Source organism: Paenirhodobacter sp., from assembly GCF_047600745.1.
Lineage (GTDB): Bacteria > Pseudomonadota > Alphaproteobacteria > Rhodobacterales > Rhodobacteraceae > Rhodobacter.
This window is the reverse complement of the sequence record NZ_JASGKI010000006.1, coordinates 196,377-211,956: the sequence shown is the minus strand read 5'-3', so window position 1 is coordinate 211,956 and position 15,580 is coordinate 196,377. Positions and strand designations below refer to the sequence as shown.

Annotated in this window: 14 protein-coding genes; 11 read left to right on the top strand and 3 right to left on the bottom strand. The window is 65.4% G+C overall.

The window, feature by feature from the left end:
* Positions 1-5: 5 nt before the first annotated feature.
* Together QM789_RS20140 and QM789_RS20135 are read left to right on the top strand one after the other, a co-directional pair.
* Complete coding sequence (locus tag QM789_RS20140; RefSeq protein ID WP_420353964.1) at positions 6-830, top strand: carbon-nitrogen hydrolase family protein; 825 nt, start codon at positions 6-8, stop codon at positions 828-830.
* An 8-nt stretch (positions 831-838) separates the two neighbouring features.
* Positions 839-1,504, top strand: a complete 666-nt coding sequence (locus QM789_RS20135; RefSeq protein WP_420353627.1) for an RraA family protein — start codon at positions 839-841, stop codon at positions 1,502-1,504.
* A gap of 4 nt (positions 1,505-1,508) precedes the next feature.
* Here the strand turns inward: QM789_RS20135 and QM789_RS20130 are convergent, their stop codons facing one another.
* Complete coding sequence (locus QM789_RS20130; protein ID WP_420353626.1) at positions 1,509-2,426, bottom strand: LysR family transcriptional regulator; 918 nt, start codon at positions 2,424-2,426, stop codon at positions 1,509-1,511.
* Between the two features lie 1,540 nt (positions 2,427-3,966).
* Here QM789_RS20130 and QM789_RS20125 point away from each other — a divergent pair.
* The 4 genes from QM789_RS20125 to arcC are packed head-to-tail and all read left to right on the top strand — an operon-like array spanning position 3,967 to position 8,572.
* On the top strand, positions 3,967-5,400 hold the full coding sequence (locus QM789_RS20125) for a YfcC family protein (RefSeq protein WP_420353625.1): 1,434 nt from the start codon (positions 3,967-3,969) through the stop codon (positions 5,398-5,400).
* A gap of 17 nt (positions 5,401-5,417) precedes the next feature.
* A complete protein-coding gene (arcA, locus tag QM789_RS20120) occupies positions 5,418-6,644 on the top strand; it encodes an arginine deiminase (RefSeq protein WP_420353624.1) in 1,227 nt (408 codons plus the stop codon).
* 11 nt (positions 6,645-6,655) lie between these two features.
* Positions 6,656-7,657: an ornithine carbamoyltransferase gene (argF, locus tag QM789_RS20115; RefSeq protein WP_420353623.1), complete on the top strand. Its 1,002-nt coding sequence runs from the start codon at positions 6,656-6,658 to the stop codon at positions 7,655-7,657.
* Between the two features lie 3 nt (positions 7,658-7,660).
* Complete coding sequence (gene arcC, locus QM789_RS20110) at positions 7,661-8,572, top strand: carbamate kinase (RefSeq protein ID WP_420353622.1); 912 nt, start codon at positions 7,661-7,663, stop codon at positions 8,570-8,572.
* Between the two features lie 270 nt (positions 8,573-8,842).
* Here the strand turns inward: arcC and QM789_RS20105 are convergent, their stop codons facing one another.
* On the bottom strand, positions 8,843-9,475 hold the full coding sequence (locus QM789_RS20105; protein ID WP_420353621.1) for an EamA family transporter: 633 nt from the start codon (positions 9,473-9,475) through the stop codon (positions 8,843-8,845).
* Positions 9,472-9,711 (bottom strand): hypothetical protein, encoded by a 240-nt coding sequence (locus tag QM789_RS20100; protein ID WP_420353620.1) that lies wholly within the window; start codon positions 9,709-9,711, stop codon positions 9,472-9,474. Before QM789_RS20100 ends, QM789_RS20105 begins: the two co-directional genes overlap by 4 nt.
* A 101-nt stretch (positions 9,712-9,812) precedes the next feature.
* On the opposite strand from QM789_RS20100, the gene QM789_RS20095 reads away from it, so the two are divergent.
* The 5 genes from QM789_RS20095 to QM789_RS20075 all read left to right on the top strand — a co-directional run bounded on the left by QM789_RS20095 (position 9,813) and on the right by QM789_RS20075 (position 15,579).
* A complete protein-coding gene (locus tag QM789_RS20095; protein WP_420353619.1) occupies positions 9,813-10,505 on the top strand; it encodes a helix-turn-helix transcriptional regulator in 693 nt (230 codons plus the stop codon).
* Between the two features lie 130 nt (positions 10,506-10,635).
* Positions 10,636-11,013 (top strand): MerR family transcriptional regulator, encoded by a 378-nt coding sequence (locus QM789_RS20090; RefSeq protein WP_420353618.1) that lies wholly within the window; start codon positions 10,636-10,638, stop codon positions 11,011-11,013.
* A 108-nt stretch (positions 11,014-11,121) separates the two neighbouring features.
* Positions 11,122-12,219, top strand: a complete 1,098-nt coding sequence (locus QM789_RS20085; RefSeq protein WP_420353617.1) for an MFS transporter — start codon at positions 11,122-11,124, stop codon at positions 12,217-12,219.
* A 14-nt stretch (positions 12,220-12,233) separates the two neighbouring features.
* Positions 12,234-12,902 carry a hypothetical protein gene (locus QM789_RS20080; RefSeq protein ID WP_420353616.1) on the top strand — a complete coding sequence of 223 codons (669 nt, stop codon included), beginning with the start codon at positions 12,234-12,236 and terminating at the stop codon, positions 12,900-12,902.
* 481 nt (positions 12,903-13,383) lie between these two features.
* Entirely contained in the window at positions 13,384-15,579 is a 2,196-nt protein-coding gene (locus tag QM789_RS20075; RefSeq protein WP_420353615.1) for a 4Fe-4S binding protein, read from the top strand.
* Position 15,580 lies beyond the last annotated feature (1 nt).

Genomic DNA, 15,580 nt, shown 5'->3' with positions numbered 1-15,580 from the left:
CGATCATGAAGATCACGCTGATCCAGACCAACCCGAAACAGGACCGCGCGGCGAACCTCGCGCGGATCGAGGCGCTGATGGAGGAGGCGGTGCGCACCGACACCCCCGACCTGATCGTGCTGCCGGAGTATTTCGAGCTTTATGGCACCACCGTCGCGGAAAAGCTCGCCGCCGCCGAACCCGCGCCGGGGGGCGCCGCCTATGCGATGGCGCAGGGGTTCGCGAAGAAGCATGGCGTCTACGTTCATGCCGGCACGATCATGGAGCGGATCGAGGGCGGCAACCGGATCTACAACACCACCTTCGTCTTCGACCGCGCCGGCACGGAAATCGCTGCCTATCGCAAGATCCACATGTTCGACATCGACACGCCGGACGGCATTTCCTTCCGCGAATCCGACAGCGTGAAGCCGGGCGACGATCTGGCGAGCTATGAGATCGACGGGCTGAAGATCGGCTGCGCGATCTGCTACGACATCCGCTTCTTCGAACTGTTCCTGCAATATCAAAAGGCGGGTTGCGACATCATCGTGCTGCCCGCCGCCTTCACCTTGCAGACCGGCAAGGACCATTGGGAGGTGCTCGCCCGCGCCCGCGCGATCGAAACCCAGACCTATTTCGTTGCCTGCGGACAGATCGGATCGGTCACCGTCGAGGGCGTGGTCAAGAGTTGCTACGGCAATTCTCTGGTGGTCGATCCCTGGGGGCTGACGGTGGCGCGCGCCTCGGACAGCGAGGGCTATGTCACCGCCCGCATCGACCCCGCCCAGATCGCCCGCGTGCGCAAGCTGATCCCGATGACCAAACACCGCCGCCTGGCCTGCAACTGAGGAAATCCATGTATACGATCAAGGACATGCCGGAGCAGATCCCGGCCGAAGACCTGGAGCTTCTGTCGGGCGTCGAGACGGCGACGGTGGGCCATTGGCGGCTGTTCGGCTTCATGGACCGCGCGATCCAGCCGCTGTTGCCCGGGCGCCGGGTGGTGGGAACGGCGGTGACGCTGGCGATCTCGGGCTCGGATTCGACGCTGTTGCACCATGCCACGGGGCTGTTGCGGCCGGGGGATATTCTGGTTGTGGATCGGCTTGGAGATGACAAATATGCCTGCTGGGGCGGTGGCGTGACGGTTGCCGCCAAGGCGTCGGGCGCGGTCGCGGGCATCGTCGATGGACCCTGCACCGACCTGACGGAAATCATCGACAGCGATTTCCCGATGTGGTCGCGCGGCCTCGCGCCGATCACCACGCGGCTTTATGACCTCGGCGGCGGGATGAACATCCCGGTGTCGTGCGGCGGCGCGGTGGTGATGCCGGGGGACGCGATCCTTGCCGATGAAAGCGGCGTGCTGGTGATCCCGCGTGCCGAAGTTCGCGCGGTCGCGGAAAAGGCGCTGTCGATGCAGGCGGCGGGCAAGGCGCGCGAGGCGCGGGTCCGCGCGGGCGAGGTGAAGCTCGGCGAGCTTTCCGGCGCCTCGGCCAAGGTTCTGGCCCGGATCGCCTGACGGCTCACACCGGGATCACGAGGTCGCGGGAGTAATCCTTCGCGACCTCGGCGGCCGACCTGCGGGTGACCTCGGCGATCAGTTGCGGCATCCGCGACACGCTGTTGCGCAGCCAGATCACATGATAGGCCGTCGGCGGAAAGACCGGCTGCACATCCAGCACGGTGAGCCGCCCGGTTCGCAACTGCTCCTGCACCACGATCGGCGGCAGGACCGAAACGCCGATCCCCGCTTCGATCAGGTTGATCGTCGTGCCGAGCGAATTGGAATAATGTGCGATGCCCTCGCCATGGAATATCTCGCCGAAATAATCCTCGATCCGCTGGTGATTCAGCGAGCCGCGCTCATAGGCGATCACCGGGCAGGACAGCAGATCGGCGGGATGCAGCCGCGCGCCCGCCGGAAACATCCCCGTCCGGGCGACCCAATACATCCCCAGCGTCCAGAACGGCACACTCTGCCGCGCCGGATTGTCCTCGCGCTTGATCCCCAGAACGACATCCAGTTCAGAGGCATCAAGCATTTCCAATAGCCGGGTGCCGCTGTCCGTCACCAATGACACCGCAAGACGCGGATAATCCGTCCGCAAAATCCGGATCACCCGCGGCAAAAGGCTTGGCGCGACCGAGGGCACCACGCCCAGCCGGATCTGCCCCGTCGTATCGCCGCCCTGCGCAAATCCATCGGTCAGCACGCGATATTCCTGCACGATCCGGACGGCGCTTTGCACGAAGGCCTCACCTTGCGGGGTGATCCGCACATCCTTGGAATCGCGGTCGAACAGCTTGATGCCCATTTCATTTTCGATTGCCATGATCCGGCTCGAAATCGCGGCGGGCGTGATGTGCATATGCTCGGCCGTGGCGCGGAAACTGCGCAGGTTCGCCAGACAAATCACCGTTTCCATGAAGCGGATATTCATCGGCACGCCCTGCGGGAATATATGTTACAGGCCCGATCAGGGCGCAGGTGCATCCGCTCCTCCCTCCTTCTCCGAGGGCTCAAGTAAATTGGAAACGCCACGCGAAAGGGCAACCCCTACAGCTTTGGTCCGGGCAGATTATCCGGGAACGGTTCACAGCGGAAGCAGGAATGCACGACAATCCGCGTTTTGCGCAGATGCGGCCCTGACAGTCTGTCCGACGCGCGGCCCGTGCGCAGGGCGGGATCAACCGCGCACGCCCCGCCCAAAGCCGATGCGCTGTGCCATTCGGCGCACTGCCTGCCCTCGGTCGCGGCAGGCTCAAGCCCATGAATTTCAGACCAGCACGGGCGCCCTCGGGCATCGGCAGATTCCACGCTTCGACCCGCTCCTCTCCGTGCCATGTCGGGGAAATGCCGGGCGAGCAGATCGGCCGCCTGTATCCCAGGCTGTTCACCCAAGCGAGGGCTTACGATAACCGCTCCCGCCGGCGCAGGGCAGGTCCGTCGCACCGAAAAGCGCGATTCCCTGCCATTGGCCCTGCAAGCGCCCGGTTGATCGGGCATGAGTCCGCCCCTGATTTCAGTCGAGACAATGCCTTCGGAACCATTCGTTTGCAACCTGACTTTGCAACGAACCACAGGCTGAAATAGAAATGTGCGCTTTGGTGGTAAAAATGAAGATTCTTCGTGGAATATGGCGTCATTCATCAATCGAAATTCCATGAAGTGCTCGTTATTCTCATAACGCTATAGCCCCAACACACAGAGATCTGAGCGTGAATTCAGATTCGTCAAAATGAAAAACGACATATCTCTGTGTGATACTTCCCTGAAGTCAGGAATGACGGAGATCGGATTACACGGGGCAACCCTGGATGCAAATTCACCCTCGTGCACGGGAAAATGATCTTTTCAAAAATTTCGAACAATGGCCCTGCATAAAATGCGATTGACACTGAAAAATGCACCTGGCTCATTGAACCGCACAAAATTCTGCTTCTGTCTGTGAAAATCGGCACAGGTGCGCTGCGGCATTCACCGCGTCAGTCGTTGCAATACTTCCCCCTATATAACCAGAAAAGGGGTTCAGGTATCAGCACGGCCATTGATCTTATAGCTTACGGACCTGCGGCCACTGCATCTTGTGCGCAATCCTGACAATGACGCGGAAAGCGTATGCCACATTGCTCAGCGCAAACCGGAATGGAATGAGCTACGGAGGCGACAGGATCGGCCTTCACCGCCGCGTCATCGGCGCCCCACAGACTACCGGAAAACACGCGCCCCTTGCCTGCCAAAGATCCGAAGGCGGAATCGCGCGCATATGGCCGCGCGGGCGTCCCGGCGTCCCTGCCGATTGATCTGGATCAAATCCCGCCTCGTCTTAATGCGCAAACATTAGGCGATTCGCACGGCCATTGACCAATGTCTTTGCGATTTTGAAACTCGCAAGACGTTCGGCGTGACACCGCCGCCGTCCCGTCAGCGTGCAACGGCACCACGCCGAGCCAGCTTCATTCCAGCGTTCGGAGGCATTCATGGACAAGACCCCCGGGAAGATCGCGAAACGAGGGCTCCGCTTTCCCTCTGCCTTCACCATCCTGTTCGGCCTGATCATCCTCGTCGCCGCGCTGACATGGATCGTGCCGGCGGGGCAATACAAGCGCGAGATGAACGCGGCGCTGGACCGCGAAATCCCCGTCGCCGGCACCTATGCCGAGACGGAGCCGAACCCGCAGGGCGTCATCGACGTGCTGATGGCCCCGATCGCGGGGCTTTATGACCCCGACAGCTATCAGGCGAACGCCATCGACGTGGCGGTCTTCGTGCTGGTGATCGGCGGCTTCATCGGCGTGGTCGCGGCCAGCGGCGCGATCAATGCCGGGATCGGCCATGCCATGACCGCGCTGAAAGGACGGGAGAAATGGATGATCCCGGTGCTGATGGGGCTCTTCGCGCTCGGCGGCACCACCTATGGCATGGCCGAGGAGACGCTGGCCTTCTACATGCTGCTGATCCCGATCATGATCGCCGCGCGCTATGACGCGGTGACGGCGGTGGCGATCATCCTACTGGGCGCGGGCGTGGGGGTGCTGGGCTCCACCGTGAACGCTTTCGCGACCGTGATCGCCTCCGACGCGGCGGGGATCCCGTTCACGCGCGGGCTGGTGCTGCGGCTGGTGATCCTCGCGCTGTGCTGGCTGGCCTGCGTCATCTACGTCATGCGTTATGCCGAAAAGGTCCGCCGTGATCCGACGAAATCGCTGGTCTACGACATGAAGGCGGAGAACGAGGCGCATTTCCTCTCCGGCCATCAGGGGGAGAAGGTCGCCTTTACCCGTACGCATAAGGCCGTCCTGACCATCTTCGGGCTGACCTTCGTGGTGATGATCTGGGGCGTGCTGATCGGCGGCTGGTGGATGGGAGAGATGAGCGCGCTGTTCCTCGCCGCCGCGATCCTGGTCGGGCTGATCGTCCGGCCGGGAGAGAGGGCGTTTGTCGATGCCTTCGTCGATGGCGCGCGGGATCTGCTGGGCGTCGCGCTCATCATCGGGCTGGCGCGCGGCATCGTGGTGGTGATGGACGCCGGGCACATCACCGACACGATCCTGCACTGGGCCGAGCTTTCCGTGGCCGGGCTGGGCCGGGTGGCCTTCATCAACGTGATGTACTGGCTTCAGGTCGCGATGTCCTTCTTCGTGCCGTCCTCGTCGGGACTCGCCGTGCTGTCGATGCCGATCATGGCGCCGGTGGCGGATTTCGCGGGCGTGGGGCGCGACCTCGTGGTGACGGCCTATCAATCCGCGAACGGGATCGTGAACCTGATCAACCCGACCTTCGCCGTGGTCATGGGGGCGCTGGCCATCGGGCGCGTGCCCTATGAACGCTGGCTTCGCTTCATGTGGCCGCTTCTGCTGATCCTGACCGTCATCGTCACGGCCTGCCTCAGCATCGCTACCCTGATCGCCTGAAAAACGGAGGAAAACCGATGTCCATCACCTATGGCGTGCATTCCGAGGTCGGCAAGCTGCGCCGTGTTCTTGTCCATCGTCCGGGTTCGGCGCTGGCGCGGCTGACGCCCTCGAACTGCCATGAACTGCTGTTCGACGATGTGATCTGGGTAAAGCAGGCCCGGAGCGATCACATGACCTTTGTCGATGCCATGCGCTACCGGGGGGCGGAGGTCGTGTTCCTGCGCGAACTGCTGACCGAGACGCTGCGCATCCCGGAGGCACGGGACTGGCTCCTGCGCCGGCGGATCAACGAGAATACCGTGGGCGTCGGGCTGGCCGACGATCTGCGCGCGCATCTGACGGAGATCGAGGCCGATCCGCTGTGCCTGATCCTGCTGGGCGGGATGAGCCGGGCGGAACTGCCGATCGCGGGCGGCGGGCTGTTCCCCGCGAGCCTCCGGCCCGAGGATTTCGTCCTGCCGCCACTGCCGAACCACCTGTTCACCCGCGACACGACCTGCTGGATCTACGGCGGCGTCACGCTGAACCCGATGCGCTGGAACGCGCGCAAGCTGGAGACGCTGAACCTCGCCGCCATCTACCGCTTCCACCCCGATTTCCGCGATGCGGGCTTCCCGGTCTGGTGGGGCGACCCGGACCGGGACCACGGCCTCGCCACGCTGGAGGGGGGCGACGTCATGGCCATCGGCAACGGCACCGTGCTGGTCGGCATGGGGGAGCGCACGACCCCGCAGGCGGTGGACCAACTGGCCCGCGCACTCTTCGCGCAGGGCGGCGCGGAGCGGGTGATCGCCTGCAAGCTGCCGGTCGAGCGGGCGTCGATGCACCTGGATACCGTCTTCACCTTCTGCGACCGCGATCTTGTCACCGTTTTCGCCGATGTGGCGGAGCGGATCGTGCCCTATTCCATCCGTCCGGGCGACAGGGAATGGACGCTGGACATCCGCGAGGAGAGCCGCCCGCTGATTGAGGTCACGGCGGAGGCGCTCGGCCTGCCGAAGCTGCGCGTGGTGGAAACCGGCGGCAATGCCTATGTCGCGGAGCGCGAGCAATGGGACGACGGCAACAACGTCGTCGCGCTCGAACCCGGCGTGGTCGTCGCCTACGACCGCAACACCTACACCAACACCCAGCTTCGCAAGGCGGGGGTCGAGGTCATCACCATCCCCGGCGGAGAACTGGGCCGGGGGCGCGGCGGCGGCCATTGCATGACCTGCCCGCTGATCCGCGACCCGGCGTGAGGGAGGGGAACATGCCCGTCAATCTTCTGGGACGCAGCGTCCTGAAACTCATGGATTTCACCCCGGACGAGATCCGCTTCCTGCTGCGGCTGGCGGCCGCGCTCAAACAGGCGAAATACGGCGGCTATGAGGAGCAGCGGCTGAAGGGCCGCAACATCGCCCTGATCTTCGAGAAGGATTCGACCCGCACCCGCACGGGCTTCGAGGTCGCGGCCTATGATCAGGGGGCGCATGTCACCTATCTCGGCCCCTCCGGCACGCAGATCGGCAAGAAGGAGTCGATGAAGGACACCGCCCGCGTGCTGGGCCGGGTCTATGACGCCATCGAATATCGCGGCTTCGGGCAGGAGCAGGCGGAGACCCTTGCGCAATGGTCCGGCGTGCCGGTCTATAACGGGCTGACGGATGAATTCCACCCGACCCAGATCCTCGCCGATTTCCTGACGATGCGGGAGTTCACGCGCAAACATCTGTCGCAGCTTGCCTTCTGCTTCCTGGGCGACGCGGGCAACAACATGGGCAATTCGCTTCTGGAAGGCGCCGCGCTGATCGGCATGGATGTGCGGCTGGCCGCGCCGCGCGACTGCTGGCCGGAGGAGGCGCTCGTCACCCGCTGCCGGGAGATCGCATCGGGCACCGGCGCGCGGATCACCCTGACCGAAGACCCAAAGGAGGCCGCACAGGGCTGCGATTTCGTCTATACCGACGTCTGGGTCTCCATGGGCGAACCCGAAGAAGTCTGGGCCAGCCGGATCAAAAAGCTCACCCCCTATCGCGTCACGCGAGGGATCATGGAGGCCACCGGTAACCCGCATGCAAAGTTCATGCACTGCCTGCCCGCCTTCCATAACCGGGAGACGGAGATCGGCGAGAGGATCTTCCGCCAATACGGCATCGACTGCATGGAGGTGACGGAGGAGGTGTTTGAATCCTCGTCCTCCATCGTCTTCGATCAGGCGGAGAACCGGATGCACACGATCAAGGCGATCCTCGTCGCCACGCTGGGGGGCTGAGCGATGCGCGTCGTGGTGGCCCTTGGCGGCAACGCGCTGCTGCGCCGGGGCGAGCCGATGACGGCGGAGGCGCAACGGGCCAATGTGCGCAAGGCCGCGCGGGCGCTGGCCGATCTGGCGTGCGAGCACCGGATCGTGGTCGCGCATGGCAACGGGCCGCAGGTGGGGCTGTTGGCGCTCCAGGCGGCGGCCTATGGCGGGGAGGTCTGGCCGCTGGACATTCTGGGGGCCGAGAGCGTCGGCATGATCGGCTATCTGGTCGAGCAGGAATTGACGAATGCGATGCCGGGGGCGGCGCTCGCCACCCTCCTGACCCAGATCGAGGTGGACCGGGACGACCCCGCTTTCGCCCGGCCGACGAAGCCCATCGGCCCGCTCTACGACACCGGAGAGGCGGAGCGGATGCGCGCCGCCCATGGCTGGCCGATGGTGGAGGAGGCGCCGGGCCGGTGGCGACGCGTGGTGCCCTCGCCCCGCCCCCGCCGCATCACCCAGATGCCCGCGGTGCGGCTGCTGGTCGAGGCGGGCGTCACGGTGATCTGCGCGGGCGGCGGCGGCATCCCGGTGATCCGGCAGCCGGACGGCGAGCTGTGCGGGGTGGAGGCGGTGATCGACAAGGACCATGCCGCCGGTCTGCTGGCCCGCGAACTGGACGCCGACGCCTTCCTGATGCTGACCGATGTGGATGCGGTCTATGATGGCTGGGGCGGGCCGGAGCAGCGCGCGATCCATAGGGCGCGGCCCGAGGATCTGGACCCCGCCCGCTTCGCCGCCGGTTCGATGGCCCCCAAGGTCAAAGCCGCCTGCGCCTTCGCCGCCACCCCGGGCCGGATCGCCGGCATCGGCCGGCTGGAAGACGCCCGCGCGATCCTGGAAGGCAAGGCCGGCACGCGGGTTGCAGCCCTGACCCGATAACCCCCAAGCGAGCGGCTGTTCGCCACACGCCGCGCCAAAGGGAAAATCAACCGATGTCCCTGATTGCGGTTCCGCCGCCGTCGCGGTGCGAACTGATCCGGCAGGGCGCGAAGCCCTCGAAAAAAGACGTGGCTGGCGCGATCCGCGCCCGCGGTCAAGGCCGGGCTTGCATAGCCGGACGCGGGCGGATGCCCCGTTCGACAGGAAAGCGGTTGGGCTGATGTCGAGACAGGGGGAAGCCCCTGACCCGGAGGGGCAGCGATAACGACGTCAGGAGCCGCGCGACAGGACATGCCGGGGCTTTCGTGCCGCGAGTTGTGCGCCAAAGACCGCAAGCAGGATCAGCACTCCTCCCATCATCGCCGCGAATGCGGGCCGTTCGGCAAAGAACGCCCATGCCCAGATGATCGCAAGGGGCGTTTCAAGGGCACTGACCAGCGCGGCTTCCGCTGGCGCGAGGCGACGGGCACCTTCGGAGAGGGTTACCGAGGCGACGGCGAAGATCAGCCAGAAAGCCCCCATGACGACGATTTCATGCAAAGGCGCATCCAGCGGGTTTACAAAGAACAGGCATACCGGAAGCAGGAAGACCGAGGACAGCGCACCCGGACCGGCGGCAGGCGTCCCCGGATACCGCCGGTAAACGACCATCATCAAGGACATCATGACTGTCATCCAGAGCGCCAGCATGTCCCCCATGACATTGATCCGCCCGAACGAGGCGCCGAAAATCAGAGCAACGCCAAGGACCGCCGCCAGAGATGCGATCAGCACGCGGCGTTCCATCACCTCCCGAAACCAAAGCCATGCGATTGCGGCAGCGCAAAAGGGGGCGGCGGCATAGATCAGGGACACATTGGCGATAGCCGTCAGCCTGAACGCGGGAATGAACGCCGCCGTCACAAAGCGCCGATGACAGCCACGGCGAGGCCGGAGCGCCCCATATCGCGGAACTCCTCGCCGACCTTTCCCTGCCACAGGACATAAAGGACGGTGAACAGCGCCGCAAAAAGGCCGCGCCAGAAAATCACGGACCAGGCGTCGGCCGTCACCCCCTTTGCAAAAAGCCCCGCGGTGCTGAACGTCACGGCCGATGCGAGCATGATCGCGAGGCCGATGCGACGTCGATGGGTTGGCATTATACTGCTCCGCCTCAGATGATCGCCAGCATAGCCCTTCCCATGCTGACAACCTGTGTCAGCAATGCTGTGATAGGAAATCCGCTTCCGGAGGCGACACCATGGGACGCTCAAGCCGACTGTTCGAGATCATACAGATTTTGCGACACGCGCCCGCACCGGTTTCCGCAGGCGTCATTGCCGGTGCTCTGGAGGTGAGCAAACGAACGGTCTATCGCGACATCGTGACCTTGCAGGTCATGCGCGTGCCGGTCGAGGGCGAGGCCGGTGTCGGCTACGTCCTGCGAGCGGGGTTCGACCTTCCGCCGCTGATGTTCACGTCCGAAGAAATTGAGGCCATCGCCGTCGGTCTGTCGCTGATCGGGCGCACGGGGGATGCCGATCTTCTGGCGGCGGCCTCCCGCGTCAGCCAGAAGATTTCCGACGTGCTCCCCGACACTGTAGACAGCCGCATCGACACGTCGCCCCTCTATGTCTCGCACTGGAACGAGGTTCCCCCCGCCCCGGTGGAATATCGCGTCATGCGCCACGCCATTCGGGAGGAACGCAAGCTGCACCTGAGCTATGCGGATGCGGACGCCCGGAACACCGAACGAACGGTTTGCCCGATTGCCCTGATCTACTATGTGGACAATGTGCTTCTCGCCGCATGGTGCGAGTTGCGGGAGGGTTTCCGGCATTTTCGCGTTGATCGGATGAAAGCCTGCCGCCCGATCGACAGTCTGTTCACGGGAGAGGGTGAGAGGTTGCGCAGCCAGTGGCGCAATCAACACGCGCTCTTCCCGGCGCTCTGATGCCGTGCCACATTCCCGAAGCTAGATGCCGGGTTTTGGGGTCAGCGCGGCGATCATTGACATATCGGCACGGGCGCCCTAAATCTACACCCAACGTCAGGTTTGGAAAGCGCGGCCCATGTCATCCCTCATGCAGATCGGCGAACTGGCGCAGCGCGCCAAGGTCAGCCATCGCACGATCCACTATTACGAGCGGCTCGGGCTGCTGCATCCAGCCGAGCGTGAGGGGGCCGGGTATCGCTACTATGACGATATGGCCCTGAAACGGCTTGAGAAAATCGCCGCCCTCAAGCGGCTCGGTCTCAATCTGGAGGAGATCGCGGCCGTCCTCGACCTCTATTTCGTCGATGCGACCGGCATCAGGGGCAAGGAAAAGGTGCTGGAAATCCTGCAAGCCCAGCTCGCCAAGGCCGACACCCAGCTTCACGAACTGACCGCGTTCCGGCGCGATCTGGCAAGCAACATCGCCCGTATGGAACAGCTGATCGCACAGGCGCAGCGGGACTGACGGCAAACGGACAAGGACAACATGCGCTCTGAATCTCAAGCTAACGTCAGGTTATAAAATGAAGGTGCCAGCCTGACCGCCCGGCATGTCGCGCTGCTGGCGCTCCTCATGGCCTGCGGCTTTCTCGTCGTCGGCCAGCTTTATGTGACCCTCCCCCTCGTCGGAGAAATTGCCGCGCGCTTCGCCGTCGATCCCGCGCAGGCCGCGCTGAGCGGCACGGCCTTCGGGCTCGCCTATGCGGCGGGCTTTCTGATCTTCGGCCCGCTGTCGGATCGCTATGGCCGCAAGCGCATGATCCTGATCGGGCTGAGCGTCACCACGCTGGCAACGGCCCTTGTCGGAATGGCGGGCAGCTTCGGGGTCCTGCTGGCGGCGCGGGTGGTGCAGGGGCTGGCCGCCTCGATCTTCCCCCCGGCGGCGCTGTCGCTGGTCGCCGAGGAACTGCCGCCGCGACACCGCCCCCTCGGCGTGTCGCTGATGAGCTTCGCCTTCCTCGGGGCCGCGCCGCTGGCGCAACTCTTCGCGGCCCGGACGGGTATGGAATTGCCCGCCGTCATGTTCGAGCTTGCGCCTCTCTATGCGCTCGGGGCGCTCGGCCTGGGTCTGGCCGCATCGAAAACGCGCAGGGTTCCGGCGCCGCAAACCGATATGGCGGCCGGGCTGCTGCGCGATGCGGGGATTGTCGCGGCCTGGCTGAGCGCCGTGCCCGTCCTCTTCGGCTATGTCGCCTTCTTCAGCGGAGCACAGATCCGTGGCGCCGCGCTCGGCGTGGATCTGCAAACCCTCCGGTTTGCCGGTCTGCCGCCGCTGTTGCTCGCCTTCGCCGCCGCGCCGCTGACACGGCGCCATGGCGCACCGGTCACCGCCCGCCTCGGGCTGATCCTCGCGGCCTCTGCGCTCGGGATTGCGGCGCTGGCCACGGATTCGGCGCTGGTGGTGGCCAGCATGCTGCTCTCCGCCGGTGTGGCCCTTGCCGTGCCGGGGCTGATCGCCACCGTCGCGGGCCGGGCAACGAACGCGAACCGCGGCCGGGCGCTGGCGATCTACAGCTTTGCCCTGTTCGTCGGCGCAAGCATCGCGCCGCCCATCGCCCAGGCTTTCTCCGGCATCGGAACCACCCCGCTCTGGCTGATGGCGGCCACGCTGCTGCTGGCGGCCACCCTCGGCCTCACGCTCGGCATTGCCCGGCCATCCACCCCACGCTGACAGGAGACCTCGACATGCCCCGCTTCCGCCCCGCCATCGTCCTCGCCGCGCTCGGCCTCATCGCCGGAAGTGCCGCCACCATCACGCTCGCCGACACTCCGAAAGGACACACCATGACCACGAATGCTGACGTCCTCGCCGCCCATATGCCGACCGGATACCGTGAAACCGCCCGCCGCGCCGTTACCGTTGACAAGGAAAGGGCCGAACTGGTGCGCTACGAGCGGGCGGATGGCCGCAACGCCGCGCCTGGCGGCGAGCATTTCAGCACCGTCATTGCGGAAAACGACCGCCTCAAGGGCTTCGCCCGCATGGACCTCGATCTTGTCGGCGGCGAACTGCCCTCCCGCGAGGAAGCGCAGTCCATCGCCATGACCTTCCTGCGCGAAGCCGCCCCCGATCTGCTGCCGGTCCTGAAAATCAGTTGGATCGAACCCCATGACGAACCGCTGCGCGTCACCCGCGACGGGCGCACGGAAACCCTGACGCTGACCGGCATGAAGGTGAAGATGCGCAACACCGCCGACGGGCTTTGGATGTGGGTCATCGTCGGGGCCGACCGCAAGGTGATGGTGTTCGAGCGTGACATCCACTGGATCAGCTTCCCCGGCCATCGCGGCACCGAAAAATGGCTGCACGATTCATGGCTGGCGGAAAAGGGGCATGACCTGCGCCAGTCCTGATCTGCCCGTCACCCGCCTGTTGCAGCACGAACCGGCACCACGCCGGTGATCCCGGCCACGGCGCCGGTCGGGATCAGGTCGCCCGCACAGGCTGCCCGGCATCATACGTTGCGCCGGATCATGGTCCCGCCCCTGATGGCGCGAGCCTTGCCGCGCCCCTCGGCGAAACTGGCGAACGGCACGCACAGCCCCGGCGCCCGGGGCTGACGCCTCCCCTGATGACCGAAGCTGCGTCAGCACGGCGGGAGCCACCCGACCGGCATCGTCGGCGCACCGCATTGACAGAGCAGTGGTCGCCTCGCGGAGCGCCCGCATTTCCGTGCCCGCAATGTCGATGCTCAGCCGCAACAGGGGATTGCCCGCCGTTTCGCCCGCATGGATCACGGCAAAGCCCGCGATGATCTGCACCGAAGGTTGTGCCAGCGCAACGTTCGGCGCCGCCGGGCGGGCCACTCTGTTCCGGAAGACGGGAGGACAGGGCATGACCCGATTCATCGCATGGCTGGTGTTGGCGCTCTGCGCGTTCGCGCTGCCCCTGGGCGCCGTCACGCTGGACGAGGCCCTGCGCCAGACCCCGCCCGAGCAGCTGTTCGCCGGGGCCGATGCCTATGGCCCGCCCGAGGGCGATCCCGCCATCGTACCGGTGCTGAAGGGGCGCGAAAAGCTCGGCTATGCCTATCTGAACAGCGACTTCACCCCCTCCACCGGCTATTCCGGCAAGCCGATCCGCATCCTGATCGGGATCGACACGGCGGGCGTGGTGCGCGGCATCCATATGGTCGAGCACCACGAACCGATCGTGCTGATCGGCATTCCGGAGCGCGAGGTTCTGGACGCGCTGAACGGGCTGATCGGGGCGGATCTGGGGCGCGTGGCCGCCGGTGAGGCGAAGCCGCCGCAGGCCGATATCGTCGCTGGCGCCACGGTGACGGTGCTGGTGATGGGCGACAGCATCGTGCGCTCCGCCGTGCGGCTGATCCGCTCGGGTCGGCTCGATGGCCGCGCGGTGGCCGCGCCCGAGGCCGTGGCCCGTGCGCTGAACCCGGACGTGACCGGGGTGCAGGACTGGCAGACGCTGACCGGCGACGGATCGGTGCGCAGTCTGGTGCTGTCGGTGGGCGAGATCAGCCGCGCCTTTGGCGAGGCCGGCCAGCCGCTGGCCGCCGCGCATCCGGAAACGCCGAACCCCGATGACAGCTTCATCACGCTTTACCTCGCGCCGGTCTCCGTCCCCGCGATCGGGCGCAGCCTCTTGGGCGATGTGGGCTATGAGCGCCTTGCCGCGCGGCTGAAGCCCGGACAGGCGGCGGTGCTGGTGGCGGGCGACGGGGCCTATTCCTTCAAGGGTTCGGGCTATGTGCGCGGCGGGATCTTTGACCGGATCGAGCTGTTGCAGGACGGTCAGGGCCTGCGGTTCAAGGACCGCGATCACACCCGCCTCGCCGCATTGGCCGCCGAAGGGGCGCCGCGCCTGCGCGAGATCGCGCTTTTCACCGTGCCCGCGGATTTCACCTTCGACGTGACGCAGCCGTTCGACCTGCAACTTCTGGTGCAGCGCACCACGCAAGGGCGCGACAAGGCCACCCTGCCCTTCGACCTGGGCTATCAACTGCCCGAATCCTACCTGCTGCCGCTGGCCGAACCCACCCCCGCCGTGGCGCCACAGGAAGACGCCCCCGCGCTGTGGAAACAGATGTGGGAAATGAACCGCGTCAACATCGGCATCCTCGGCACGGCGATCGCGGTGCTGACCGGGATCTTCTTCTTTCAGGACGTGCTGACGCGGCGGCCCCGGCTGTTCCTGTGGGTGCGGCGCGGCTATCTGCTCTTCACGCTGGTCTGGCTGGGCTGGATCGTGAACACGCAGCTTTCCGTGGTGAACGTGCTGACCTTCGCCAATGCGCTGCTGTCGGGGTTCTCGTGGGAGTTCTTCCTTTCGGCGCCCTTGGTGTTCATCCTGTGGTGCGCGGTGGCGGCGGGTCTCTTGTTCTGGGGCCGGGGGCCGTTCTGCGGCTGGCTCTGCCCGTTCGGCGCGTTGCAGGAACTGTCGAACACCGTGGCTCGCGCGCTGCGGGTGCCGCAGATCACCCTGCCCTGGGGCCTGCATGAGCGGCTCTGGCCGGTCAAATACATGATCTTCCTCGGGCTCTTCGGGCTGTCGCTCTATTCGCTGTCGGATGCCGAGGTCTATGCCGAGGTCGAGCCCTTCAAGACCGCGATCATCCTGAAATTCCTGCGCGAATGGGGCTTCGTGCTGTTCGCGCTTGGCTGTCTGGCGCCGGGGCTGTTCATCGAACGGTTCTACTGCCGCTACCTGTGCCCCCTGGGCGCGGCGCTGGCGATCCCGGGCCGGATGCGGATGTTCGAATGGCTGAAACGCTGGCCCGAATGCGGCAGCCCCTGCCAGCGCTGCGCAAACGATTGCCCGGTGCAGGCGATCCATCCGGAGGGGCCGATCAACGTCAACGAATGTATCTACTGCATGAACTGCCAGGTGCTTTACCACGACGACACCCGCTGCCCGCACATGATGACCGTCAAGGCCCGGCGCGAAAAGATCGCCCGGAGCTCGAAGCCCGCAGCGGGCGACCCCGCCACCGTGAAACCCGGCCGCAGCCAGCCGCCCGCATTCCGGGCGCAGCAGGCGGCCCAACCCGCCGATCCCAAAGGAGTATGAC

Excerpts from the sequence above, each read along its gene's own strand:
- QM789_RS20090 (WP_420353618.1), top strand. The coding sequence starts at position 10,636 with ATGCAGATCGGCGAACTGGCGCAGCGCGCCAAGGTCAGCCATCGCACG.
- arcC (WP_420353622.1), top strand. The coding sequence starts at position 7,661 with ATGCGCGTCGTGGTGGCCCTTGGCGGCAACGCGCTGCTGCGCCGGGGC.
- argF (WP_420353623.1), top strand. The coding sequence starts at position 6,656 with ATGCCCGTCAATCTTCTGGGACGCAGCGTCCTGAAACTCATGGATTTC.
- QM789_RS20080 (WP_420353616.1), top strand. The coding sequence starts at position 12,234 with ATGCCCCGCTTCCGCCCCGCCATCGTCCTCGCCGCGCTCGGCCTCATC.
- arcA (WP_420353624.1), top strand. The coding sequence starts at position 5,418 with ATGTCCATCACCTATGGCGTGCATTCCGAGGTCGGCAAGCTGCGCCGT.
- QM789_RS20125 (WP_420353625.1), top strand. The coding sequence starts at position 3,967 with ATGGACAAGACCCCCGGGAAGATCGCGAAACGAGGGCTCCGCTTTCCC.
- QM789_RS20140 (WP_420353964.1), top strand. The coding sequence starts at position 6 with ATGAAGATCACGCTGATCCAGACCAACCCGAAACAGGACCGCGCGGCG.
- QM789_RS20135 (WP_420353627.1), top strand. The coding sequence starts at position 839 with ATGTATACGATCAAGGACATGCCGGAGCAGATCCCGGCCGAAGACCTG.
- QM789_RS20075 (WP_420353615.1), top strand. The coding sequence starts at position 13,384 with ATGACCCGATTCATCGCATGGCTGGTGTTGGCGCTCTGCGCGTTCGCG.
- QM789_RS20100 (WP_420353620.1), bottom strand. The coding sequence starts at position 9,711 with ATGCCAACCCATCGACGTCGCATCGGCCTCGCGATCATGCTCGCATCG.
- QM789_RS20095 (WP_420353619.1), top strand. The coding sequence starts at position 9,813 with ATGGGACGCTCAAGCCGACTGTTCGAGATCATACAGATTTTGCGACAC.
- QM789_RS20085 (WP_420353617.1), top strand. The coding sequence starts at position 11,122 with ATGGCCTGCGGCTTTCTCGTCGTCGGCCAGCTTTATGTGACCCTCCCC.
- QM789_RS20130 (WP_420353626.1), bottom strand. The coding sequence starts at position 2,426 with ATGAATATCCGCTTCATGGAAACGGTGATTTGTCTGGCGAACCTGCGC.